Source organism: Spirosoma pulveris, assembly GCF_054781875.1.
The window spans coordinates 202,848-228,799 of record NZ_BAAGTO010000006.1 but is presented as its reverse complement, the minus strand read 5'-3'; the positions used below and the strand labels follow the sequence as shown (position 1 = coordinate 228,799).

The window sequence follows — 25,952 nt, the reverse complement described above, 5'->3', positions numbered from 1 at the left end:
CTACAATAGACCGATAACGACTATTTAATAAAGATAACATGATTAACCTGATAGCTAAATTTTTCGGGACTAAATCACAACGGGATATCAAGGAATTGCTTCCCTACGTTGAAAAGGTCAATGCCGAATTTGCTCAGTTGAAAGCCCTTTCCAACGACGAACTGCGTCGGGTATCCGCTGACCTTAAAGCTCAAATTGCTGCCGAACTGGCCGACATCGACAACCAGATCAGTGAGATTAACGAGCATGTCAGTCATCCTGATGTGGATGTCAACGAAAAAGAGCGGCTCTTTAATCGAATTGATAAACTCGAAGCCGACCGCAACACCGAACTGGAGCGTGTTCTGCTTGATATTCTTCCTCGTGCGTTTGCCGTTGTTAAAGAAACAGCCCGCCGGTTTACGGAGAATGAGCAGCTGACCGTTACGGCCACTGATTTCGACCGCGAGATTGCTACCCGCAAACGCAACGTACAGATTGACGGCGATCTGGCCCATTGGTCCAACACCTGGGATGCCGCCGGAACACCCATCAAGTGGGACATGGTGCATTACAATGTCCAGATCATTGGTGGGGTTGTGCTTCACCAGGGTAAAATTGCCGAGATGGCAACGGGCGAAGGTAAAACCCTCGTGGCTACTTTCCCTGCCTTTCTCAACGGCCTTGCCGGTCGGGGTGTGCACATCGTTACGGTCAACGATTACCTGGCCAAGCGTGACTCCGAATGGATGGCTCCGCTTTTCGAGTTTCACAGCATGCGGGTCGATTGCATCGATAAGCACCAGCCGAACTCGGAACAGCGGAAGATGGCCTACCTGGCCGATATCACCTACGGTACCAACAACGAATTTGGTTTCGACTACCTGCGCGACAACATGGCCCGCGAACCGAGTGAACTGGTTCAGCGGAAACACCATTACGCCATGGTCGATGAGGTCGACTCCGTACTGATCGACGATGCCCGGACACCGCTCATCATCAGCGGACCCGTTCCGCGTGGCGACGAACAGGATTATATCGAGCTGAAGCCCCGCGTATCGCGATTGGTAGAGGCCCAGCGCAAGCTGGTTTACGATTACCTGAACGACGCCAAGAAAAAGATTGCCGCTGGCGACGAAAAAGAAGGAGGCCTGTCTTTATTCCGAGCATACCGCGGTTTGCCAAAGCATAAGCCACTGATCAAGTTTTTGAGTGAAACCGGCAACAAGGCCCTGCTTCAGAAAACGGAATCGATCTACCTGGCCGAAAACCAGAAGCTGATGCCCGAAGCCGACGCTCCGCTGTATTTTACCATCGACGAGCGGCATAACGGCATTGATCTGACCGAAAAGGGAATTGACTACATCACCGGCTCGGGCGAAGATCCCAACTTCTTCATCCTGCCCGACCTGTCCATCGACCTCAATGCCATCGATAAAAGCGGTGACTTCTCGGAGCAGGAAAAAATTCTGCACAAAGAAGCCGTTGTTCGGGATTACGCCGTAAAAACCCAGCGTATCAACACCGTCAACCAGTTGCTGAAAGCCTATTGCTTATTCGAAAAAGACACCGAGTACGTGATCATGGACGGCAAGGTGAAGATTGTGGATGAGCAAACGGGCCGGATCATGGAAGGTCGCCGGTGGTCGGACGGTCTGCACCAGGCGGTTGAAGCCAAAGAGAATGTAAAAGTTGAAGACGCTACCCAGACTTACGCCACAGTTACGCTCCAGAACTATTTCCGGATGTACCACAAGCGGGCGGGTATGACTGGTACGGCTGAAACGGAAGCCTCCGAATTCTGGCAGATCTACAAAATGGACGTGGTCGTTATTCCAACGAACCGGGCCATTAGCCGAGCCGATGAAGAAGACAAAGTATATCGGTCGGTGCGCGAGAAATACAATGCCGTTGTCGACGAGATTACTAGTCTCGTTGAGAAAGGACGGCCGGTACTTGTGGGTACAACCTCGGTCGAAAACTCCGAATTACTGAGCCGTCTGCTGACGCTGCGTAAAATTCAACACCAGGTACTGAACGCTAAATACCACCAGCGCGAAGCCGAAATCGTAGCTTCGGCCGGTTTACCCGGTACCGTTACGATTGCCACCAACATGGCTGGTCGGGGTACGGATATTAAACTGACCCCCGAGTCGCGGGCAGCGGGCGGTCTGGCCATTATCGGCACAGAGCGTCACGAATCCCGCCGGGTCGACCGGCAGTTGCGTGGTCGGGCCGGTCGTCAGGGCGATCCAGGTACCTCGCAGTTCTTCGTCTCGCTGGAAGACAGCCTGATGCGTTTGTTCGGTTCCGAGCGGATTGCGAAAGTCATGGACCGCATGGGTCTGGAAGAGGGCGAAGTGATTCAGCACTCGATGATCACCAAGTCCATCGAGCGGGCACAGAAGAAAGTGGAAGAGAATAACTTCGGCATCCGGAAGCGGCTGCTTGAGTACGACGACGTAATGAACTACCAGCGTGAGGCTATTTACAAACGCCGTCGAAACGCGCTGTTCGGCGATCGTCTGCCACTGGATATTGCCAACACCATGTACGACGTGGTTGAAGAAACGGTGAACAACGCCGAAGGCAACTACGAAGAGATCAAACTTCAGTTGCTGACTACCCTTGGCCTTTCCCCTGCGCTGACGGCCGAGGAATTCAACCGCCTGAAAAAGCCGGATCAGACGCGCCGGTTATACGAAGAAGCCGAAGCCAATTACCAGGCCAAGAACCAGGCGATTGCCGACAAAGCGTTGCCCGTACTAACGCAGGTTCTGACCGAGCAGGGCCATCAGATCAAAAATATCGTAGTGCCTTTCTCCGACGGTATGCACGAACTAACGGTCGTTACCGACTTGCGAAAAGCGGTTGAATCGGGCGCGCGCGATATCGTAACGGAGATGGAGAAAGCCGTAACCCTGTCGGTCATCGATCAGGAGTGGAAGGAACACCTCCGCGAAATGGACGATCTGAAACAGTCGGTTCAGAATGCGGTATTCGAACAAAAAGATCCGTTGCTTGTCTACAAGTTCGAGTCTGTCGAGTTGTTCAAACGCTTCCTGAACAAGGTCAATTTCGATACGATTAACTTCCTGACCAAAGCCGATATTCCGGCGCAGGACGCGGAAGAAGTGCAGCAGGAAATTCGTCAGGCACCGGCGCAGCAAAGGCCACAGCCGCAGCCACAGCTCCATACCAATATGGAAGACTTTGACGACGACCACCTGGCAACGGGGCCCGAAGAATACGCCCGGCGGATGGCTGAGAACAACGCCATGGGCGCGGGAGCGCCACCCATGCCACCTCGTCAGGCGCCGGTACGGGTAGCCAAACTGGACCGTAACGCCCGCGTTAACGTTCAGTATGTCGATGGCTCGGTGAAGCGCGATGTGAAGTTCAAAACGGTTGAAAACGACGTGGTGAGCGGCAAGGCGATGCTCATTGATTAACAGACGTTAACGCTTGATAAAACGCCCTTCGGATGCTACATTCGAAGGGCGTTTTTGTGTGTATAAGCGAGCACTTTTTACCTGAACAAGTCGTTAATTAGGCAGGATGAATAAAGCTTTTTTTGCGCTGTTTATAGTTGGGTCACTCGCGCTTTTTTCAGCCCCGGATCCAATCCGGCTCCGCCCCGAGTCGCTGCCGTTTACCCCAAAGGAATTTTATATCGCTGCCGTTACCGACCAACGTTCAGACCGGGGTCCGGTGGCGCATTTGGCCCTGGTACTGAACCAGCCCCCCCAACCCGTTGACCTGGACAAGGGCGTAGCCAGTAGTTTCATGAAGTTCATCGACCAGGGGCTCAAACAAAATAAATCGTTGCGGCCCATTGCCATGCGTATCCGCCAGTGCCGGGTTAGTGAAACGGCTTCCGGGAACCGGGTGTCGGGTAAGTTCACCTTTGCCGTTACCTTCGAGCTACTGGGGAAAGATGACGACGGCAACGCGACCAGCACCCGCCTGACCGATTACCAGGGCAGTGCCACCTACACCCGCCCGTTGAGCGACCCATCAGTTATCGAACCGACTATTCGACAGGCCGTAGTATCGTCTCTGCGAAGCCTGAACGAGTACATGAAACGGGAAAGCGGCAACAACGAAAAATTAGCCCTAAGCCTCAAGGTTATTTTCACCGACGATACCCGAATCACCGACGACGACACGGTTCATTACAATCCGGCCCGGAAGCTCACCTGGAACGACTTCAAGGCACCCCCGCGCCAGGGTAGTCATTATGCTGCCGAAGTGTTTACCAGCTTTGCCTATGAGGGAAAAAGCAGTGTAAAAGACGGCGTTATCATCCTCAACCTGTCGGCCAAGGCGTATATGCTGAAACAGTCTTCCTGGGGCCGGGCCGATGCCCGCAATGCATACGCGCTCAACCACGAACAACGCCACTTCGATATTGTGAAGATCATTGTAGAGCGCTTTAAGCGGAAAATTCAGCCCGAAAACCTGACGATGGAGGATTATAACAGTCTTACACAATACCAGTTTCTGGAATCCTTTCGAGAGATGAGTCGCATGCAAAGCCAGTATGATGATGAAACCAATCACAGCCTTAACCAGGTTGCTCAGGAACGATGGAATGAAAAGATCGACGCAGAACTGCGTACGTTTGGCGTTATTAAGTAGCAAACGCCTTCATGAAGAAAACCCGCGTCCTACACATCAGCACCGCGCACCCGCCACAGGACCCGCGCGTGGTATTCAAGCAATGTCAGACGCTCGCTGCGGTTTATGAAGTCTTCTGCGCCCTCCCCCATGCCGATCCGGCGGTTTCGCCGGTTATTCGTTTCGTTCAACTCCCCTATTTTAGTCGGATTATCTGGCGGTTGCTGATTACCTGCCCTTTTATTGTACTGCGCTGCATCTGGCTACGTCCGCGGCTTGTGCATGTTTACTCACCGGAGTTTTTGCCCTTTTCGTACCTATTTCGACTGTTGGGGGCTGAGGTCATTTATGAAGTACAGGAAAACCTCCATAAAAAGATACAGCTAAAGACCAGCAATAACGGGACTTTGCTTCGGCAGATGTTCCGCCTGTTCGACCGGCTGGCCCAGCGGCATTTCTACCTCATTTTCACAGAACACGGGTATTTGAGCACATACACGCAGCTGGCCAAACCTCATGCGGTCATCTATAATTACCCGCTTCTCTCCTTCCTGGCCCCCTTTTATACACCGTATAACCCAAGCTCCGAAACGCCCTCTTTCTTTTATATAGGCTTGCTCAGCTTCGACCGAGCCATTGATACATTGGTTAATAGCTTCGCCAAATTAGGAATAACATATCCCCGGTTCATTGTGCATCTGTTTGGTCGGCGTACCTTTACGGACACAAATCTGGAAAACCTGCCTGGCTACGACCGGGTTCGGGATCATCTCCACTTCAATGGGTATACAGACCAGCGTCTTGCTTTTCCGTATGCTCGTGGTGCCACAGCCGGACTAGCCCTGCTAAAGCCCGTTGGTGATTACCCAGAATCTTATACAACAAAATTGTTCGAATATATGGCCCTTGGCCTACCCGTTATTACATCCGACTTTCCACTTTACCGCGATATCGTTGACCGCCACCAGTGCGGCTTCTGCGTTTCTCCCTACGATACGGAACAAGTCACTGAGGCACTAGCCTATTTGATCGAAAACCCAGCCGAAGCCCGCCGTATGGGCCAGCGCGGACGGCAGGCGGTCGAACAGTTCTACAACTGGACCACGGAAGCAGATAAGTTGCTTCACTTTTATTCGTTCGTTCTTACGACCACCTGATGACGCAAAAAGGCACTAAAAAATAGACATAATCAATACATTATTGTATTGTTCTAATGTTCAATACCACGTTTTCCCGGAAGGATTTAACTTTAAGTACTAATTTGGGTTATATACGAATTAGCCCTATTTATTTGGCCTGATGTACATACATGCAGTAAGCCATTATCTGCCTTCGCAGGTAGTTGGCAATGAACATTTTACCAAGCTCAATGGCTTATCCAGCGAGTGGATTATTGAACGGACGGGTATTGCGGAGCGACGCAAAGCCGGCCCCGGTGAGAATACGAATACCATGACCATTGAGGTTGTTCAGCGGCTCAGCGAAAAAGCTGACCTGACCAACGTCGATTTAATTGTTGGGGGTACCTACACGCCTTACGACACCATTGTTTCTCTGGCTCACGAAGCTCAGCACTATCTGGGCATTGCCGATATTCCTGTTATTTCGATCTCGACAGCCTGTTCGTCTCTGTTAAACGCTATTGAAGTAGTAGAGGGGTATTTTGCCCTGAATAAAGCAACCCGTGCGCTCGTCATCGTATCGGAGCACAACACGCTTTACTATAATGAGACCGATACGATCTCGGGGCATTTATGGGGTGATGGTGCGGCTGCGCTGCTCATCACAAAAGAGCGCCAGCACGAGGGCGACTTTGTTATAAAAGCATTGACTACCGGCGGGGCGGCTCATACGCCTAAAGCCACGACGGGGGTGATGATGAAACCGGCCGATGGGGGTGTTACCATGCCGCATGGACGGGATGTATTCATTAATGCCTGCCTGTACATGCCAAAGGCCAGTTTACAGGTCATTGAGCAATGTGGCCTGACTCTCGCCGATATAGATTATATTCTGCCTCACCAGGCAAATCTGCGTATCTCGCGAAACGTTATGAAAACCCTGGGGCTGCCCGAAGAAAAGCTCATCTCCAACATACAACGCTACGGAAACACCGGTTGTGCTGGTTGTGCCATTGCCCTGTCTGAGCAATGGGATACGTTCCAGAAAGGCCAGCGGATCGTAATCACCGTCTTTGGTGGCGGTTACTCCTTCGGTGCCATGCTGGTAGAGGTATAAAAAAGTAAGTGGCGGCCTGATACCAGGCCGCCACTTACTTTTTTCCTATTGCGCTTCTGCGCGCCATACGTTGTTTTTGCTGTTAATGTCCGGCAGTTTCTGGTCGGGGTCAACAACGACCGTCTTTAGGGGCGACGTCGAGTTGTATTTGAACGTCCAGGTGCCGCCCCGCTGCCATACTTCGATGGGCAGATTGACGCGGCCTTTTTTACCGTTCGATTCGGTCACTTCGATGGTCACCGGCATTGCCAGCTTATCGAGGTTTTCAATGGAGATCAGCGAGCCTTTGTCGGCAGCACCATCCACGTATTTTACTTCTCTTACGCTCTGGTCGAGCTTCCACGTTTCGTAGAAATACCCGCGCCAGAACCAGCCCAGGTCTTCACCCGCACCGTCTTCCATCGTACGGAAGAAATCATACGGGGTCGGGTGCTTGAAGGCCCAGCGGCTTACGTAATTTTTAAAGGCAAAATCGAATCGATCAGCTCCAAGAATTACATCGCGGAGGAGCTTGAGGCCCATGCCCGGTTTATAATACGCCAGAATGCCCAGTGCCCGCGACTGCTGAACATCCGGAATAGTCATGATAGGTTCAGCCGGGTAAAACAGCGCAGGCGCAATGTCGTGCATGGTACCCCGCTCGCGGTCGTACTCGCCTTTATTGAAATTAGCCGTCGACAGCGTGTTGATAAAGGTATTGAACCCTTCGTCCATCCACGGAAATTTCCGTTCGTTGTTGCCCACGATCATCGGGAACCAGTTGTGGCCGAACTCGTGATCGGTTACACCCCAAAGCGCATCTTTCTTGTCTTTATGGTCGCAGAAAACAATACCGGGGTATTCCATTCCGCCCACGATACCCGCTACGTTAGTAGCTACCGGATAGCTGAACTCATAGAGGTATTTCGAGTAAAACTCAAGGCAGCCTTTTACGTATTCGGTCGAGCGATTCCAGGAGTCGTTCGTGGCACTTTCGGCCGGATATACCGACTGTGCCAGTGCTGGCTTACCACTTGGCAGGTTCATTTTAGCAGCATCCCACACAAACGCTTTGGACGACGCCCAGGCCACATCGCGGGTGTTGAGGCAACGGAATTTCCAGGTCAGTGTACCTGTCCGCTTAGGCCGTGTATCGGGGTTATTTACTTCATCTTTTCCCCGGATAATAACTGTCTTATCGCTTTTACGCGCCTGATCGAGTCGTTTCAGTTGTTCGGCGGTGAGCACGTCATTCGGGTTGAGCAACTCGCCCGAACCCACTACGATATGATTCCAGGGGGCCGTAACGGTGTATTCATAATCACCATAATCGAGGTAAAACTCACCGGCGCCCAGATAAGGTAACACGTTCCAGCCTTCGATGTCGTCATAAACGCACATGCGGGGGTACCACTGGGCTATTTCGTAGATGATCCCGTCCTTACGCTTCAACTGGCCCATGCGATCGGAGCCGTATTCGGGGATTTTAAAGGAATAAGCCACCTTCACTTTCACCACGTCGCCATTGGCCTTTACGGGCTCAGTTAGCCGTACCTGCATCCGGGTATCAGTGATGGTATAAGGCATGGTCGTGAATTTGCCTTTTCCCTCATCAACCGTCACGCTGGTGATGGTCAGTCCGCCCGAAAAGCCCAGGTTACCAAAGCGCCCGCCCGAAATAGGGGTCGTTTTAGAGGCCCGTGATGTATCGCTAAACGCGTTCTGATCCAGTTGCAGCCACAGGTAAGGCAGTGTTTCGGGCGAATTGTTCTTATAGGTGATCGTCACTTCGCCGGTGATTGTATTCTGCTGATCATCGAGCGTGACGTTAATCTGATAATCTGAGCGATTTTGCCAGTAACGCGGTCCCGGAGCCCCACTTCCGTTGCGGTAATCATTGCCGGGCTGCATATTGAAGAGCGGGTGAAAGAGCGCCAGCGGGTCGTATTTTGAACCCGGCGTTGACGGAGGTGCAGTTTGAGCAAATGATGCCAGGCTTAATGCCCATAACCCTGCCCAGAGAGCGATTTTTTTCATGAAAAATAGAGATACGAACGTAGTACTAAACAAATAACGATAGAAAGCCCTTAGCTATTAAAGCGAGAGCCGTAAATCGAGGCCGTGGTGAATCACTAAAAAGATGAACAGGCCAATCCAGAGAATATCAACGAAATGCCAGTATAGAGATATTAATTTGATCTTGAGCGAGTTAGGCGGATTTACACTGTAAACGAATGAGTCGATGTAGAGCCGTCTGCGGAGGGCTTCGGCCAGGAGAATAGCCAGAAATATGAGCCCGACTAATATATGCAACAAGTGAATGCCGGAGATAATGTAGACGAAGCCACCCGCCGGGTTACCCTCCAGACCGACACCTGCCCGTGCCATCTGCCGCCAGCCCCAGGCTTGTAAGATGATAAATAATACGCCCAATCCAAAGGTGGTGGCAATGTTGGTTCGGTAGCTGCCAAACCGTTCGTGCCTGAATGCCTGAATGGCGTTTTTCAGTGTCAGGCTGCTTAGCAAAATAACACCCGTACTTACTAGAAATACGTTCGGTAGCTTTATGTCACTCCAGCCGGGTGCTGTTCTGCGAACCACGTAGGCAACGAGTAGCATCGTAAATAGTATGATACTACTGGCAATGCCCATCCAAACCATAAAGCGGAACGGCTCACGCCGTTTCGTTATCAAATTGCTCATCTACTCAGGGTACAATAGTCGGGTTACGGTTTAGTTGATAGCAACGCCGGGTTACAACTTTCCTTTCCAAACGCGGTAATCTGAAAATTGGTTTGGCATATCGACAGGTGCATTAAAAATGCCGTAGACGGTTGACCCAGAGCCACTCATGCTGGCATAAACAGCCCCGGATTCGTAAAGTTGAGCTTTCAGTTGGGGTAGTATGGGGTAGCGCGGGAACAGGCTGTCTTCAAAGTCATTATGGATGGTATCCCGCCAGTTGGCAACCGGTTCCAGCAACTGTTCATAGAGATTGGCTTCCGGTTGGCGGGGTTTTATTCCGGCGTAGGCTTCTGCGGTTGAAATGGCCAGATTAGGATACACCAGCACAATGAAATAGCCGTTCAGATCAACGGCAATATCCGAAAACACATCCCCTTTTTGGGTACAGTACAACGGCCGGTTCTGGATAAAAAATGCACAGTCACTCCCCAGTTGCCGGGCATAGTCTTCCAGTTGCGGATTTGTTAACCCGAGCGCAAACTGCTCATTCAGCAGCTTCAGGGCGAAGGCCGCATCGGCCGATCCCCCGCCTAATCCGGCCCCAATAGGCACCAGCTTATGCAGGTGCATCTGAACCGGAGGCAGTGCAAAATCAGCTTTTAGCAGATTATAGGCGCGTAAGCAGAGGTTATGATCCGGGCTACCCGGAATAGGCAGTCCACTGCTGGTAAAGCTGACCTCCCTAGCGGCCGCAGGTACCACCTCCAGAATATCCCCCCAGCCCACGGGATAGAAGCACGATTGTAAGTTATGAAACCCATCCGGCCGCTTTTCCGTAATACGGAGGCCCAGGTTGATTTTACTGGTTGGGAACGTAAGCACTAACTAAGTGAAGAATTAGAATGATGAATAGCCGGGGCAAAAATATCACTCATCCATCACTTTATCTCCACAACCCTGAATTCTGTACGGCGGTTACGCTGGTGTTCGGCCTCGGTGCAGATGACGCCGTCTGTGCAGTTGTTCACTAACTGCGACTCCCCCATACCCAGCGTTGCCATCCGCTTGCGGCTGATGCCCTTCGAGGCCAGGTAAGCGGCTACGGCTTTGGCTCGCTGTAAGGATAGTGCCTTGTTGCGTTCGGCATCGCCCCGGCTGTCGGTGTGCGAGCGAATTTCAATAATGAGCGACGGGTATTTACGCATGGTGGCCACCACTTTATCCAGCTCACGGGCGGCATCGTCCCGAAGGCTGGAGCGATCCAGGTCGTAATAGATATTGTCAATTGTAACAACGTCGCCAACGCTTAGCATGCGTAAATCGGCAGAAACTTCTTTTGGCTTTGTCTTTTTGGGAAGCCGCTTGATTCGGTTGGTATTCGTACCAAAGGCAGGTTTCGATGCTACCAGCGTATAGTCGCACCCTTCAATTACATCGAACATATATTTGCCATCCGGTCCGGTAATGTACTCGCGCTGGCTGCGGTCGCATTCATTCCGAATTCTGACGGTAACTCCTTCTATAGGTTTATGGTCGCGGGCGCCCATAATCACGCCATGAACACGTGAGTGGGTCAACGGGGTGGCAGTCAGCACAAGGTTGTTATTGGATACGGCAATCGTATCGATGACAACCGTTGGTTTTATTAAACCGATTTCCAGCCGGCTGGGCTGGTCATCGGTGAGGGAGCGCGTGGTAAAGCCCACTATGCCATTGATGTAACCATCACGGCTCGCCTGAAAGATAAATGAATTACTCCCTTCCAGACAGATGCGCAGAAACCCGTTGGCGTCGCTCACTAAGGTACGATCGGGCTGGCCTTCGCCCTTGGCTTTTATCAACACATTTACGCTGTCCAGGGGCTGTCCCGTATTGGTATCATACAAACGAATGGTCAGGTCCCGGCATTCGAAGAGGGAGCTTTCCCGGACAAACCGGTAGATGTCGTCATTGCCATCGCGCCGATTACTGCTGAAATACCCACCCCTGCGGTCACCATCCGTAATCAGGCCGAAATCGTCCTTAACGGAGTTGATGGGGGCATTGAGATGCTCAACGCTCCCGGCAGACTGGCCATTGATCAGACTGGTAACAAAAATATCCAGTCCGCCCAGCCCTTTACGGCCATCGGACGAAAAATAGAGGTTGCCGGCTTCGTCGATGAACGGGAACAGTTCATTCCCTTTGGTATTGATCATGGGGCCCAGGTTGACAGGACGCCCCCACTGCCCATCTGCGTATCGGCTAACGTACAGATCTGTACCGCCCAAACCACCGGGCATATCAGAAGCGAAATACAGCCATTGTTCATCCTGGCTCAGCGTTGGATGCCCAACGGAATATTCGTCACTATTAAACGGTAGCTCTTCGATAGATGACCAGGCACCGTTTTGCTGAACAGCAGTGTATAGTTTCAGTTTTGTGACCCCTTCGACGCTCTTGCTGGTCCGGCCATTGTTGTAGTTGTTACGCGTAAATATGATGCGCAGGCCATCCCTCGAGAACGTTGCCGGACCTTCGTGGTACTTCGTGTTGATGGTCCGGCTGAAGCGTCGTACCGGATCATCTTTGGAGCCGTCATAGCCCAGGCCTTCCGCAATTGACGTTCCGTCATTAAAATTCGGCACCGTTCGCGAATCGTTAGCCGTTGGCCGGGAATAACCATCCCCGCCGATTGTCTGACGACTTTTCGGGCGGTTATCCGTTGCTTTACGGATACTGCCATCAGCATTGATGATACTGGCGACTTTCAGGTTGTTGCGATTCGGTACATAAAACAGGTCGAGATAGCCAGAACCGCCACCACTCATCGTTTCAATAGTTGCTCCGCCTTTTTGACCGGCAACGTACACGAGGCCGTCCCGATAAAAAGCCGGACTAAACTCCTCCCCCTTCGAATTTAAGTCCAGATACTCCAGCCGATACCGGATTGCGTCTTTGTGGAAGCCAGTTACCGGAGCCATTGGCTGCGCCCGTGCCGGTTGTTTGTCTTTCAGCTGTAAATAGCGTTCATACTGTTTCTGGGACTCCTGAAACTTACCGTTACCAGCTAGTGTCTTGGCATATTCCAACGCCTGCTGCGCATCTTCTTTCGGATTGGAAGCGATGGCCTCAAAGTAATAGCGCTCCGCTTTCTGACTGTCGCCCACCTGCTGATAGGCAAAAGCCAAATGACCTTGAACAGCCGATTTTTGGGCGGCACTCAGTTGTTTATCATAACCCGTTAACAGTTCGGCATAAGCCTCTATCGCACGTCCATAGGCTTTATAACTCAACAAACGATCGGCTTGTCGAATCAATGAATCCGACTGTGCGCAGGCGGTTAAACAGCTTAGCCACAGTAGCACGCCCCCTATCAATAGTTTCCAATTCGTACCCATTTTCGACGCGTCGTCATGCCTTACGGCCTTTAATCTCTTATTTAATGGCCAATCAAGCGGCCCTTCCTTCAGTACTGAACCTTACCGCGCCAACGTTAAAAAACGAACATACTCACGTCCATCGCTCAGACGTATTTGATAATAATACGTTCCGTCGGGCAGTTCGTTTTTTGCATCCGCTGCACCGATTCCCTGATTGGTTGTACCATCCCAATCATTCTGGTAGTTTGTCTTCTGATAAACAAGTTGCCCCCAACGATTAAAAATCTCCAGTTGAATCGTTACTGATGCGGGCAATAGCTTAATGACGAAGCGATCATTGACCCCGTCACCATTGGGTGAAAAACCTTCCGGAATAAATAAACCCAGGTCCTGTTCCGACTCCTGTGAATGGAGCATAAACTGCGTCGTTTCGTTACCGGTTAGTGAGATTGACTCCTTCGCCTTTTTAGTCAAGGCAATTGATTCGAGGGAAGGGGCCATGACCGTTTGCTGTACCATGGCACCTCTGCAAGGTCCATCCCCATCAGGATCAGGAGCAGAAAGGGTAAACTGGGCCTTGCCACGCTGCAGGTCGGTGTCCGATAACAGGTAGCGAGCAGCCAGTCCGGTATCCGTAAACAACCCGCCCCCATCACTCTGCCAGTTGATCACCTGCGCTGAACCACCGGGTAATGCCGTCATCCGCACAACTCCTTTCGCCCAGTCGAGCGAATCGACCCGAAGCGCCAGCGTGGGCGGATTGCTCAAACAGGCCGGAATAGCATTGGGGCAATCCGTAATGTTGACCGTTACGGCCACGGGGTTCGTGTAACAACCATCGGCAGTACGGGCAGAAACAAAATAGGTTCCTGTACCGACGGCACCGGGAGATTGTACCGTCGGCGAAGTAAGCGCTGGTCCCGTTCGAAAGTGATAGGATGTGTATTCAACTAACGCGGCATCCGCCAGCGCCTTTGACAAATCAACTGTTTGAAACGGGCAGCCATTGATAAGACTGGTTTTCAATGTTAGTTGGGAGTTCATTGGCCGCACCCGTACAGACACCGGCCCTGAGCTATCACTCTGGCATGAACCAAGCTCACAAACGGCCCGGTAGTTGCCGGTTTGTTCGGGCATCACGGTTCTGAATGCTCCCTTACCACCGTCTGTCCAGCGAACAGTGCCTACGCAACCGGATGCCAAAAGCTGAACCGGCTGCCCCATGCATATTTCGGGATTACTGACCGAAAGTATGGGGACAGTGGGTGTAGCCACCTGCACGGAAACCGCTCTTGACGGATTACTTACACAATTATTCTGCTCACAAGTTGCCTGAAAGGTGGCCGTTTGAACCAGCTTTCCTATCCAGACAGGGCCGGTAGTCATGTCGGACCAGCGAACGGTACCCGCGCAGTTTGTTGCCGTCAATGTTACTGACGAACCGGGGCAAACCACGTTGGCGGAGGGGGTAACAAGAGGAGCTTCGGGGGTGTTCACCTTAACCTTCCACACGTTGGCGAAGCAACTGATGCAACCCATTCCGACCCGGCAAATAGCGGTGTATTTAGTTGTTTGCTGGGGCTTTACCCGGATACTGAATCCGGTTTCTCCATTCGACCACACAACCGTACCGACACAGCCAGTTGCTGTTAGCGTAACAGGTTCATTCCGACAGACAAGCGTTGCCGAACCTGTGATTACGGGTGGGTCGGGATGCTGGCATGTATCGACTACGGGCTGCGAAAAAGTCGGAATCGCCTGTATAACCAATAACAACACTGCCAACCATCTGAAGTAACCGCTAAAATTAGTTAGTACCTGTTTATTCATCCGGCGTATCAATTACGCCATATGAAGACGAATATCATGCCAACCTTCTCTTTGCCTATCCAGCTTCGCCACAAGCTACTTTTTCGTATAATTTACAGGGTTTGGCACCCTATTTACCGACTTAGCATCTCATCGACTAAGGAGTCTGCAAAAACGAGCCAATTCATCATAAACCATGCCAATAATCAACCCTTTCCCGGTTATCGACTGTTGGTCGACAGATCAAAAATGTATTTCAGCCTGTACTAACCCCTATCAGCCAGAGCTGGCAGTTACTTATCCTCTTCTTCCTTGCCCGTATTTGTATCGAGTGTATATAGTTGATTGATACTTTCCGGCAGTTCGTTACGGTTATGTGTAACAAACAAAATCGTTTTATCGCTAAAGCTGTCAATTAACCGGCGAGCCAAATCGACATGGTGGCTATCGATGGCCTGAAAAGGCTCATCGAGTAGCAGAACGGCCGGATTTTTCAGGAAGGCTCTGATCAACAGCACAACCCGCTGCTCGCCCGCCGATAATGTACCGAAAGAGCGGTTATCAATACCGGATAAACCAAAGTAGGTCAGCAAATTAGCCAAATCAATTTCTGTTTCGGGCGAGACCCGATTTGGCGGTGTCAGCGTATCCGTCAGGCCTGATAACGCTACCTGCCGAGCCGTCAGATGCGGAGGGAAGTAAAGGTGAAGCTCCGGCGACACAAACCCGATCCGGCGTTTTACATCCCAGATGCTCTCACCTGATTTGCCCCGCCGATAGCCAAAAACGCTTACGTTATTTGAATAGGCCTGCGGATGATCGCCATAGAGAAGGCTCAGTAAAACGCTTTTTCCAGCCCCGTTAGGACCAAATAAGGCCCACCGCTCCCTCGCCTTCACGACCCAGTCGAGACCGTCCAGAATAATGGTTTCGCCATAGCGGACCGATACAGCCTGTAAACGGAAGGCTTCGGTAAAATCTGTTTGCTGTGCTTTTGTTTGCAGAACAGGTGGTGCAGACATGGCATCTTTGGCGTACTGTTCTGGTTGGTAGGCCTCTTTGGGTCCCGACCAGCTAAGCTTTCCTTTGCTTAGTACGGCAACATGGGTACTAAAGGCGGGCAGATCGGTGGAGTCGTTGACCAGCACAAGGGTCAATCCGTGGTTGGTTAGCTCGCCCAGCCAGTTGGTCAGGTCTTTTCGGAAGGTACTGTCCAGGCCAACGAAAGGGTTATCCAACAGTAAAACGGACGGATGTTTCAGCAGGGCTTTCCCAATCCGGGCCTTGCGGGTCTGTCCGTTGGATAGCTTGATAAACGAGCGATCGAGCAGCGGAGTCAGGCCGAGCCGATCAAGCAATGCGCTGTCTTCCGGCGAATCTGTCGCCTGTAAAAAATCGCGTAGCAAGGGAATAGCGGTATATCCGTCGTCGGCCCTGTCGCTCATGGTAGCCTGATACCGCTGTTGGTAAAAGTAGCTGCTGTACGAAAAGCGGCTGGATTCTTCTTTGAACGATACAAACTCGACGGGAACACGGCGCTCCAGACTACCGAGTGGAGCATGAAACTGACCCGCCAATGCCTGCAGGAAAGTACTTTTACCACTTCCCATTGGCCCTGTAATGGTCCAGTATTCTCCGGACTTTATATCAAAATGCAAATTATGAAGAATAATCCGACCACCGCGCCGGACGGTTAACTCAGTTACGGAAAGTAAAGAAGGCTGCTCAGACATAAAAAAAAGGGTCATACCCTTACAAAGGTATGACCCCATCTACGTTTTAACCATCTACACCCTTACTTTTCAGGGGGCGTAGTCGTTGTTGTTGGCGGTGTTGTAGGCGTCGTTGTAGTTGAGCTGTTGCTGCTACGTGTCCGGCGGCTACCATTACCCGTTGAACCGTTATTCATCCGGTCGCTGGTGCCGGTCGATGAGTTCGTACCGCTCGTTGAGCCCGAACTCATTGTACCCGTACCTGTAGTGCCGGTTCCCATCGTACCAGTTGTACCCGTACCCATCGTTCCGGTGGTACCCGTGCCTGTAGTGCCCGTTCCCATTGATCCGGTACCGGTTGGTGGTACATTAGTACCCGTATTTACGCCCGTTCCATTCGAATAGGTACCGGTCGATGTACCCTGATTGGAATTGGTTGGGGGTTGCGTCTGGTAAGTACCTGAGTTGGTACCCGTGTTCGTGCCGTTGCTATAGGTACCTGTACCGGTAGTACCCGTACCCATTGTTCCAGTGGTACCCGTACCAGTTGTACCGGTTCCCATCGTTCCGGTCGTACCCGTGCGGGTTGTTCCGGTACCTGTTGTCCCTGTCGTGCCAGTACCTGTGGTACCCGTCGAACCGGAGTTCGTCGTTGTATTCGTTGTCTGTGCAGTTGCATTTAGGGCCAAGCCAGCTACCAGCATCCAACCCATTATCATTATTTTTTTCATCGCTGAGTTAAGTTTAAACAAGATTTAACTGTTTAATCTATAGCATAACTAGTCTAATAGAAAGAGTGTTTATATTTTCCTTTATTTTTTTTGCTATACTTTACGCTTCATTCATTTGCGTCACCCGAGAAGCTTCTCAGGGTTAACCATGCCGAAGGTAAATCCGCAATAAAAAGAGACCCATCGCACGAGCACTCTGATTCAGCATTTGCAGTCGTTAACTTAAGCCATCTTTCCAGCCTATAAGTCTGGCTACTCTCTGGTTGGCGTATTGTATACAAAAAGCGGGTAACCAGCCCTAAAGGCCAGCTACCCGCTTTTTCGTTAGCAGCAACGACTTACAACGTTCCCTTTTTCATTTCCTTAACGGCGAAGTCAGCCGCGCGGGCTGTCAGGGCCATATAAGTCAATGATGGATTTACGCAGGATGCAGATGTCATACATGCACCGTCCGTATTGAATACGTTCTTAACGGCGTGCAGTTGGTTATGCGCATTCAGCACCGATGTTTTGGGATCACGGCCCATGCGGGCGGTACCCATTTCGTGGATACCGATACCGGGGTTTTTCGATTCGTCGTTATAAGGCGTTACGTTTTTCAGACCGGCGGCTTCGAGCATCTCGGCCGCGTCGTTCATCATGTCGATACGCATTTTCTTTTCGTTCTCGCCGTAGGCTGCGTCGAACACGATCAGCGGCAGCCCCCATTTGTCTTTCTGGTCGGGCGAGAGGGTCATCCGGTTGTTGGGGTTGGCGATCATCTCACCAAATCCACCCAGGCTCATGGTCCATTGGCCGGGTGTCGTCAGGCTTTCTTTAAAGTCGGCACCAAATCCTTCCTGGCCGTTACCCCGGTTCCAGCCGCCACGACCGGCACCACCCTGGTAGCCAAAGCCACGAACGTAATCGCGCTTGTCGCCATGCCAGTTCCGGTAGCGTGGAATGTACACACCATTGGCCCGCCGACCGTAGTAGTACTGATCTTCCATACCGTCAAATGTTCCGGCAGCACCCGCAGCCAGGTGGTGGTCCATGATGTTGCGGCCAAGCTGATCGGATTCGTTCCCCATTCCGTTCGGGAACCGGTGCGATTTCGAGTTCATCAGGATAGACGTGCTGGCAAAAGCCGACGCGTTCAGGAAGATGACCCGGGCGTAGTATTCACGAACTTCTTTGGTATTCTGGTCGATCACCCGAACGCCGGTTGCCTTGCCTTTTTTCTCATCGTACAGTACTTCCGATACAATAGAATCGGGACGGAGTGTGAGTTTACCGGTCTTCATGGCCGCTGGCAGCGTAGCCGACTGCGTGCTGAAGTAAGCGCCGTATGGGCAACCCCGCATACACTGGTTACGGAACTGGCAGGCCGCCCGTCCGAGGTCGTAGTGCAATTGTTTGGGGGCTGTCAGGTGGGCCGTACGACCCATGGTAACCATACGCGCCGGGAAGGCTTTTTCAATTTTCTTTTTTGCTTCTTTTTCCAGGCAGTTCATCTGCATAGCGGGCAGGAAGTTACCATCGGGCAATACATCCAGACCATCTTTACTGCCCGATACGCCTACAAACGTCTCCACATAGCTATACCAGGGAGCCAGATCTTCGTAACGGATTGGCCAGTCGACGCCAATGCCCTCCTTGCCGTTGGCCATGAAGTCTTCCTTGTTCCAGCGGTAACTCTGCCGACCCCACATCAGCGACCGACCGCCTACGTGATACCCCCGAATCCAGTCTACTTTACGGTTTTCCTTTTCGAGGTATGGGTTTTCTTTATCGTTCTCGAAGAAGTGGCGCCACTCTTCGTTGGCGGTGTAGCCGGTCCGCATATTGGCCCAGTACTCTTCGGCAGCCATCGTCGTGATACGCCCCCGGTGTGGGAAATCCCATGGGTTATTGGTAGCCGTTGGGTAGCCTTCGATGTGTTTTACATCGCGGCCCCGCTCCAGCATCAGCACTTTCAATCCTTTCTGGGTAAGTTCTTTGGCAGCCCAGCCACCCGAAATACCCGACCCAACGACAATCGCGTCGTAGGTCATATCTTTTTTTGCGTCTATATTAAGATTCATGAGTTTTTTAAAGGAGTTAGTAGTTCGGAGCGAGGAGTCAGGAGGGCTGACGCGTCATACAACTCGTTCCTGCATACTGGTTTATTCATCAGGAGTCAGGAGATAGAAGGGCTGGCGCGTTCCTGGCTTGCGTCAGCAACTCCTCACCGCCGGGCGGCCCCGTCCTCGCTCCTAACGCCTACGTACTAATTTAAATGGCCCACGCCTTTTGGCCGGGTTTGAGCGTAACGCAGCCATCGTAACGACCGGGAACAGCCACGTATTCGAGCGCCTGCGTACAGCCGATCTCCGAGGTGAAGTAGCCGGTTAAGGTCAGGTCTTTCAGCATGGTGAAGAATGGCGTGTACCGCTTCTTCGCATCCGGCATTTGCAGATCGGCCTGGGAGTTTTCGACTTTGGCAGCAGCCTTGTTCGAATTCATCTGCGCCAACTGATCTTTAGCCTCCGTTTGTAGTTTTGTTACGATTGCAATTCGCTGGGTTGGGTCGAGTTGAACAAACGCCTTACCATAAGCATCCTGGCTTAGTTTGTTGGTATGGGTCAATCCTTCAACGAAGCGTTGCTGATCGTCTGCCTTATAGCAGTCTTTCAGGATAATATCGATTACTTCATTCACCTTGGCCGCTTTGGCACCCGGTGTTTTGGTCGTTGGAATTATGGTATCAGCGAGTTCAGCAACGGTCGCATCCTGGTCGGCCGTGAAGAAAAGCGGTTTGCCGGTTAGGGCGCGTCGGGCAGCCGAAGCTTCGAGCGTATCAGCCATGGCGGGCAGCGACATTGTTGCGCCAGCCAGGGCGGCCACCCGCATGAGGGCGTCTCTTCTGTTCATGTGCGTAGAGCGAATTTAACTTTCAAATAGAACGATATAAGGAAGTACAAATGTATAACAATCAAGGAATGGTTTGTGCAATTTGGAGACCCTCTTTTGCCGATAGCCGTAATTTAGAATGTTGCAATACAGACCTCAACAGAAAGAGGTCTGCAACATCGGTTGCAGACCTCCCAGGGTGAACAGTGGACAAAAGAAAGAGTAAGCAATAAACAAACGGGTCGGCAATCAGCCTGCTTATTTCACAGGTGCTTTTAACGTGATGAAATAGACCCGATTTTTGTCGATTGTGTTGGTGGCAGGGAGAATTTTAGCGGTATAAGTTCCCGTGCCTGTAACCCCGAAATCATCATCGTTTGATAGCGCCAGTAGCGTCGGGCTGATGAGTGCGATTCCTTCGGCCTTGTCGTGCGGATAAACCGGGTTCGTTTCGGTTGCCAGGTCCAGAACAAGCGTTTTGCTGACCGGTACGATACCATTTGTCTGTAACATGGCGGCCGTTTTAAGTTCCTCAACGGTTTTTCCGCCATACAATTTGCCATTTGCCCCATTAGCCGGATCAGATATGTCCGTTGCACCGGTCAGATCGATTTTATAAACACGCTTGAACAGGGTAGACTTGTTGGCATCCGTACCGTATTCTCCGTCCCGTTCGAGCACCAGAAATGTGGTATTCGTAACCGCAGCAATCTCACTGACGGCCTGTAAATTCGATCGTTCGATCAGGTACACAAACTGTTTGGTTGCGCCGGTCGCTACATCAAACGTGAGTATCCGCGTCACCAGCGAACCCGAGACAGCGGCCGACGATGGGTTGTATAAAGGATATTGCATAATACCCACCAGTGTTTTTCCATCGGGCGTTAGGGTCAGCCCTTCCATGCCCCGATTGGGTCGACGAGTGGCTAAAACGAGGGGAATTTTACGACCACCCGTGCCCGATCCGAAGGGATTGATCCGCTCGATGGTCTGCCCATTGGCGTCGAAATGAACAATGTGCGGGCCGTATTCGTCACTCACCCAGAACGTCCCGTCCGACGCAACAGCGAGACCTTCGGAGTCGATTCCGTCAACGCTTGTCCCTAGGTTATTCCCATTTATATCCAGTGCGGTTTCGCCGGTTCCCCCGGAATTAGCCGGATTAGGCAACCCATTCAGCTTTCCACCGGCACTATTTTTAAGTTCAATGATTTTCTCCAGCGTCATGAGCCCGTTTTTAACCCGAAACTTCCCGATTTGAGGAGTAAAATCCGGTTTGGCAAAAACTTTGGAGTTCGCCGTGGTACCGTCAATATTTGGCCCCCGGTCCGTCAGCATATAAAACGCACCGGGGTCGTTCGGATCAGCTACGATAGCCGATCCAAAGCCCCCATTATACACGTTGACACCGTTAACGTCCGCCAAAATAGCTGGCAGGAACGTACCGGGATTTGTCGCATCGACAGCAGCCGGAAAATCGGGTACGGAAACTAAACGGTGGTCTTCACAGGCGACCGCAATCAGAGAAATGGCGGTAACGATACTGATTGTTGAGCGTAGAGAGAAATTGGTCATAAAGTGAGGTCGACTTTTGCAGGATTAATCCTGCAAAAGTCGACCTCAGGTATTACGTGATTATGAATAAACCGCCTGCTCCTGTAAACATATCATTAAGCTAAGTACATGATTGGCTTATATTGACTTCGGCACATATTGATTGGCGCGTTCGTTTTGCTCGGCCCGTGTTACAATTTCCCGGATACGTTTGGCTCGTGTTGCGGCCGTTTTTGCATTGAGCAGCCATTCCAGAATACCGCGTTTCACAGATTTCGGGAACGCGTCGAAATATCCCTTAGCGGTTGGATTTTGCCTGAGTTCTTCGGCCAGATCCGGCGGACAGATTAGGTTTTCGACCTCGTCCAGTGCCGTCCAGGTACCGGTTTGTTTCGCCAGATCCACCATCGCCATACCCGCTTCGGTCATTTTGCCAGCATGTATCAACTTGGCGACTTTAGCCTTGTTGACGCCACTCCAATTGCTTTTCGGATTACGGCGGGCAAAGAACTGAAAGTAATGATCGGTATCCCCTTTTCGGGCTGAACTATCGATCCAGCCGAAGCATAGGGCTTCATCTACGGCCTGGTCATACGTAACGCTGGGTCTGCCGCTCGCCTTCTTGTAAATAGCCAGCCAGACGCTCGTTTCGGTCGCATGGTTCTCCGCGAGCCATTGCCGCCAGGCCTCCGGACTTTCGGCATGAACGGATGTAGAGAGGGATGGTGCATTCATAGCAGGGCTCTCGATAGTACAGCTACGGGTATAATTGCGTAGCGTAGTCTTTTTAGAGCGGGAAATTTACGAATTATGCGTGGCTCGTTCATTATCGGTTGGTTAACCGTCGTTCTACTATGGGGATCGACTTGGCTGGCTTATGGGCAAACGACAACCGTACTGACTGGCTATGTACTGGATGCCACGACGGGAAAACCCATGCCGTTTGCCAATGTCTACGTCAATGGATCAACGCGGGGGGCCGTCACCAACGAAAAAGGCTTTTACACATTGCCAGGTGTCCCACTGGGCACGGTCGAAATAGCCGCTTCGTTCGTTGGCTACCAGCCTGCCACGCAAACGATCCGATTCGATAATACGGCACCGCAGAAAGCAGATTTCCGGCTGAAACAGAGCGAACAAACGCTGGATGCGGTAACCGTTCGGGGAAACCCGAAGAATTTGGAACGGCATTTACGTCAGTTCAAAAAGCAACTCTTCGGCGAGCCGTTTGGCGGGCAGTGTTTGCTGGTAAACAGCGAAGTTCTCCATTTCAAAGAAGATAAAGAGCATCTGTATGCAACGGCTACAGAGCCGCTGGTCATTGAAAACCAGGCGCTAGGTTATCGACTGATCTACGCATTGCAGCACTTCGACGCGACGGCCTCAGGAGAGGTTTATTCGGCAGGTACGGCCCGTTTTGAAGAATTAAAGCCCGAGAACGAACGGCAAGCCAGCCGGTTTCGGCGTAACCGGCTGATTGCTTACAAAGGCTCAATCCGACACCTGATGGCCAGCCTGACGGATAATACGTTCAAAGAGGCCGGTTTTCTGGTCTACCAGGAAGATGTAACGAAGCCGCTCTCCCTCGAAGGTCGGTCGATTACCCTGACCGCTGCGGTTAATGATTACAAGCGTCTGGTTCCCATTAAGGTATCTACCTTGATTCAACCCGGTCGATTACCGACCGAACGACAGCTGGTTTCGCCCATGAAACTAATTGTGTTCTATACGAATGCAGTCTCGGGTTACTCGCCCTATCCTGATGCACGTTATGCCTATACAGAAATGAAACTGCCTAACGGTCATCTGCAAATGACCGTCGATGGCGTTATTACGAAGCCGGAAGGTATGGAAGCAAAAGGCTCGATGGGCAATGACCGGCTATCGACCCTATTACCCGCCGACTGGAAACCCGGAGGCAGTGAAAAGGGGACGCTCACGAACGACCCCTTGGCTACCCAGGGGAAACTCGCCCCACCCGACGCCCGAATGGAGCGTATCACGACGGCCTTCAACGATCAATTCAAGTGGCTGTCTCCCAGCCTGTTCGTACACATCGACAAACCAGTTTACGCCACGGGCGACCGACTCTGGATGAGTACCTACCTACTCGACGCGGCCAATCACCAGCGAGCCAGTGGCGAAACGGCCCTGCACGTCGACTTGCTTTCATCAACCGGCAAGCTTGTGCAGCACCAGTGGGTACGTATCGTCGACGGCCGGGGCGAAGGCAATTTTCGCCTGTCAGATACCCTCATGACGGGAACGTATCGCTTACGTGCCTACACCGACGAAGATGACGCTCAGCGACGCCCGGCTTTCGAACGATCGGTGGTGATCTACAATCTGTTTCGGAATGAGACATCCCTACGAAGTGATTCTCTCGCTCAGCTACCAGACGTTCAGATTTTGCCGGAAGGTGGTCGATGGATTACGGGCTTGGCCGCACGTCTGGGCGTAAAGATCGTACAGCCTAACGGACATGGCCTGCCCATCGCCGGGCGTATTATCGACGACCAGGGTGCTGAAGTTGTTCGTTTCCAAACCAATCGGCAGGGGATGACCAGCGTGTTGATGGAACCAAAGCCGCAGCGGACGTATTATGCCGACCTATCGTATAACAACCAGCCGAAGCGCATTCCATTGCCCAAACCTGAAACGGAAGGGCTGTTGCTTTCAGCCGATGTCCTCAGTGATACCACCCGTCTGATGTTGACTATAGGGAGTGCTAACCGGACCATTAGCGACTCGGTGTATATCCTGATTCAGCAGCACGGCCGGGTGGTCGATCAGCGAAAAATTCTCCTTCAAAATGGGGTGGCGAAGCTAAGCTTACCCATGATGAGCTGGTTGCCGGGTTTGGCCCAAATCACCCTGTACGATGCCATCGCCAAACCGCAAGCCGAGCGATTGGTGTTTGTACCCGAATTCGTGGCACCGGTACGTGTGCAGATGGGGGTCAATAAAACCCGATACCAACCCCGCGAGCAGGCTATCCTGAGTCTTAGTCTGACGGATAAAGAATTACCGGCACTGGCTGCTTTATCAGCCTCGATTACCGATGCCGACCAGGTGCCGGACGATACAGCCGACGCTACCTTGCCAGCTCATCTGCTGCTCACGGGAGAGCTTCGGGGCCGTATCGAAAACCCCAATCAATACATTGTGAATCACACGGCCGAAACCCGTCGGGCGCTGGACGACCTATTGTTAACCCAAGGCTGGCGACGGGTGACGGGCACGCCCGAAACGGAACGGCTGGGGGGTGTATCACTCAGGGGACGTATTGTCAATGCGAAAAACCAACCCATCCCCGGTGCGCAGCTCATGGTGGTGCCGATAGCCGGGCAATCGTCCATAAAATCGGCGGGTACTGACGACCAGGGACGTTTTCGGCTGGCGGGGCTGGCCATTGCCGACACGGTACGGCTAGTGACGCAAATCACCGATCGTCAGTTAAAAAACATGTCGGCTAAAGAAGCCTTTCTGGTTCAGGAAAGGCCGGGTACGTTGTGGGAATCTGGCAAACCGGCCGTTGCGCCAAACGGGTCGACGTTGCGAGCCCAGCTGGAAGCGGCCCGCACTCGGCAGGAAGCAAACGCCGATCTTTATCGCGATAAAACAGCAAAAGTGCTGAAAGAGGTGACCGTTCGAGCGCAAAAATTCGATAAAAGGCCCGACGATATTCAACTGCGTAGTTTGCACAATGAGGCCGATGCTGTTCTGGTGGTCGATGAAAAATCATCATCCTACCAGAATCTATACGAAATGATCCAGGGACGATTGGCAGGTGTTCGGGTCAAACGAGTGGGGGCCGCGCAAGCAGTTGCCTACTTTGTATCGATTCGGGGATCGGATAGTTTTAACATGGGTTCATACCCTTTGTATTTGATGGATGGCATACCCATAGAGGATCCCAATGGAAATGCATTGATGCTCTTCAGCCCAACCGATATTGAACGGATCGAAGTGCTGAAAAGTGCAACTACGACGGGTACTTACGGGGCTCGGGGAGCCAACGGAGTCATTGCATTTTACACAAAAAGATATCGATCCATGCAGGGAAGTGCAAAACCCGGAGAAGGTATGACGCCAATTCAATTTATTGGCTACCCGTCGGTGCAGCGTGAGTTTTACGTCCCGCGCTATGATGCGGAGGTAGCTGCCAGCGCCATTTCCGGCCCCGTCGATCGCCGGGATGTACTATACTGGAAACCGTTGATGCAAACCGACAGTCAGGGACGCAGCCAGCTACGCTTTCCACTGTCGGACGTTGTGCGAACGGTGCGTGTGGTGATTCAGGGTGTTACGGCCGATGGTCGTCCGGTGCTGGGCGTTCAGCTGATCCGGGTTCAATAAGGACTGATTTCTTTCTCCAAATGATGAATATTTAAAGACTTCGAAAAGCTGAT

Annotated in this window: 17 protein-coding genes; 6 read left to right on the top strand and 11 right to left on the bottom strand. The window is 51.9% G+C overall.

Features of this window, described 5'->3' with window-relative positions; genetic code table 11:
* The first annotated feature begins 38 nt into the window (after window positions 1-38).
* The 4 genes from secA to ACYVJM_RS20630 all read left to right on the top strand — a co-directional run bounded on the left by secA (window position 39) and on the right by ACYVJM_RS20630 (window position 6,837).
* Complete coding sequence (gene secA, locus ACYVJM_RS20645; protein WP_461150126.1) at window positions 39-3,431, top strand: preprotein translocase subunit SecA; 3,393 nt, start codon at window positions 39-41, stop codon at window positions 3,429-3,431.
* A 106-nt stretch (window positions 3,432-3,537) separates the two neighbouring features.
* Window positions 3,538-4,620, top strand: a complete 1,083-nt coding sequence (locus ACYVJM_RS20640) for a hypothetical protein (RefSeq protein WP_461150125.1) — start codon at window positions 3,538-3,540, stop codon at window positions 4,618-4,620.
* 11 nt (window positions 4,621-4,631) lie between these two features.
* On the top strand, window positions 4,632-5,756 hold the full coding sequence (locus ACYVJM_RS20635) for a glycosyltransferase (protein WP_461150124.1): 1,125 nt from the start codon (window positions 4,632-4,634) through the stop codon (window positions 5,754-5,756).
* A gap of 142 nt (window positions 5,757-5,898) precedes the next feature.
* Window positions 5,899-6,837, top strand: a complete 939-nt coding sequence (locus ACYVJM_RS20630; RefSeq protein ID WP_461150123.1) for a 3-oxoacyl-ACP synthase III family protein — start codon at window positions 5,899-5,901, stop codon at window positions 6,835-6,837.
* Between the two features lie 45 nt (window positions 6,838-6,882).
* On the opposite strand, the gene ACYVJM_RS20625 is transcribed toward ACYVJM_RS20630, so the two are convergent.
* The 5 genes from ACYVJM_RS20625 to ACYVJM_RS20605 all read right to left on the bottom strand — a co-directional run bounded on the left by ACYVJM_RS20625 (window position 6,883) and on the right by ACYVJM_RS20605 (window position 14,249).
* On the bottom strand, window positions 6,883-8,853 hold the full coding sequence (locus ACYVJM_RS20625) for a M1 family metallopeptidase (RefSeq protein WP_461150122.1): 1,971 nt from the start codon (window positions 8,851-8,853) through the stop codon (window positions 6,883-6,885).
* Between the two features lie 57 nt (window positions 8,854-8,910).
* Window positions 8,911-9,519, bottom strand: coding sequence for a cytochrome c oxidase subunit 3 (locus ACYVJM_RS20620; RefSeq protein ID WP_461150121.1), 609 nt, complete (start codon window positions 9,517-9,519; stop codon window positions 8,911-8,913).
* A gap of 51 nt (window positions 9,520-9,570) precedes the next feature.
* Window positions 9,571-10,383 (bottom strand): 4-(cytidine 5'-diphospho)-2-C-methyl-D-erythritol kinase, encoded by an 813-nt coding sequence (gene ispE / locus ACYVJM_RS20615; protein ID WP_461150120.1) that lies wholly within the window; start codon window positions 10,381-10,383, stop codon window positions 9,571-9,573.
* Between the two features lie 56 nt (window positions 10,384-10,439).
* Window positions 10,440-12,881: an OmpA family protein gene (locus ACYVJM_RS20610; RefSeq protein WP_461150119.1), complete on the bottom strand. Its 2,442-nt coding sequence runs from the start codon at window positions 12,879-12,881 to the stop codon at window positions 10,440-10,442.
* 81 nt (window positions 12,882-12,962) lie between these two features.
* Window positions 12,963-14,249: a gliding motility-associated C-terminal domain-containing protein gene (locus ACYVJM_RS20605; RefSeq protein WP_461150118.1), complete on the bottom strand. Its 1,287-nt coding sequence runs from the start codon at window positions 14,247-14,249 to the stop codon at window positions 12,963-12,965.
* Between ACYVJM_RS20605 and ACYVJM_RS20600 the strand changes: the two genes are divergently transcribed.
* On the top strand, window positions 14,248-14,661 hold the full coding sequence (locus ACYVJM_RS20600) for a hypothetical protein (RefSeq protein WP_461150117.1): 414 nt from the start codon (window positions 14,248-14,250) through the stop codon (window positions 14,659-14,661). The genes ACYVJM_RS20605 and ACYVJM_RS20600 overlap by 2 nt on opposite strands.
* Window positions 14,662-14,965: 304 nt before the next feature.
* Here the strand turns inward: ACYVJM_RS20600 and ACYVJM_RS20595 are convergent, their stop codons facing one another.
* From ACYVJM_RS20595 to ACYVJM_RS20570, 6 genes are all read right to left on the bottom strand, one after another.
* A complete protein-coding gene (locus ACYVJM_RS20595) occupies window positions 14,966-16,420 on the bottom strand; it encodes an ATP-binding cassette domain-containing protein (RefSeq protein ID WP_461150116.1) in 1,455 nt (484 codons plus the stop codon).
* 47 nt (window positions 16,421-16,467) lie between these two features.
* The gene (locus ACYVJM_RS20590; RefSeq protein ID WP_461150115.1) at window positions 16,468-17,115 is read right to left on the bottom strand and encodes a hypothetical protein; all 648 of its coding nucleotides are present in this window, start codon (window positions 17,113-17,115) and stop codon (window positions 16,468-16,470) included.
* Between the two features lie 338 nt (window positions 17,116-17,453).
* A complete protein-coding gene (locus tag ACYVJM_RS20585) occupies window positions 17,454-19,178 on the bottom strand; it encodes a GMC oxidoreductase (RefSeq protein WP_461150114.1) in 1,725 nt (574 codons plus the stop codon).
* Between the two features lie 190 nt (window positions 19,179-19,368).
* A complete protein-coding gene (locus ACYVJM_RS20580) occupies window positions 19,369-20,007 on the bottom strand; it encodes a gluconate 2-dehydrogenase subunit 3 family protein (protein WP_461150113.1) in 639 nt (212 codons plus the stop codon).
* Between the two features lie 237 nt (window positions 20,008-20,244).
* Window positions 20,245-21,561, bottom strand: coding sequence for an esterase-like activity of phytase family protein (locus ACYVJM_RS20575; RefSeq protein WP_461150112.1), 1,317 nt, complete (start codon window positions 21,559-21,561; stop codon window positions 20,245-20,247).
* Window positions 21,562-21,678: 117 nt separating this feature from the next.
* Window positions 21,679-22,275: a YdeI/OmpD-associated family protein gene (locus ACYVJM_RS20570; RefSeq protein ID WP_461150111.1), complete on the bottom strand. Its 597-nt coding sequence runs from the start codon at window positions 22,273-22,275 to the stop codon at window positions 21,679-21,681.
* Between the two features lie 75 nt (window positions 22,276-22,350).
* Between ACYVJM_RS20570 and ACYVJM_RS20565 the strand changes: the two genes are divergently transcribed.
* The gene (locus ACYVJM_RS20565; RefSeq protein ID WP_461150110.1) at window positions 22,351-25,899 is read left to right on the top strand and encodes a carboxypeptidase-like regulatory domain-containing protein; all 3,549 of its coding nucleotides are present in this window, start codon (window positions 22,351-22,353) and stop codon (window positions 25,897-25,899) included.
* Window positions 25,900-25,952: the final 53 nt, after the last annotated feature.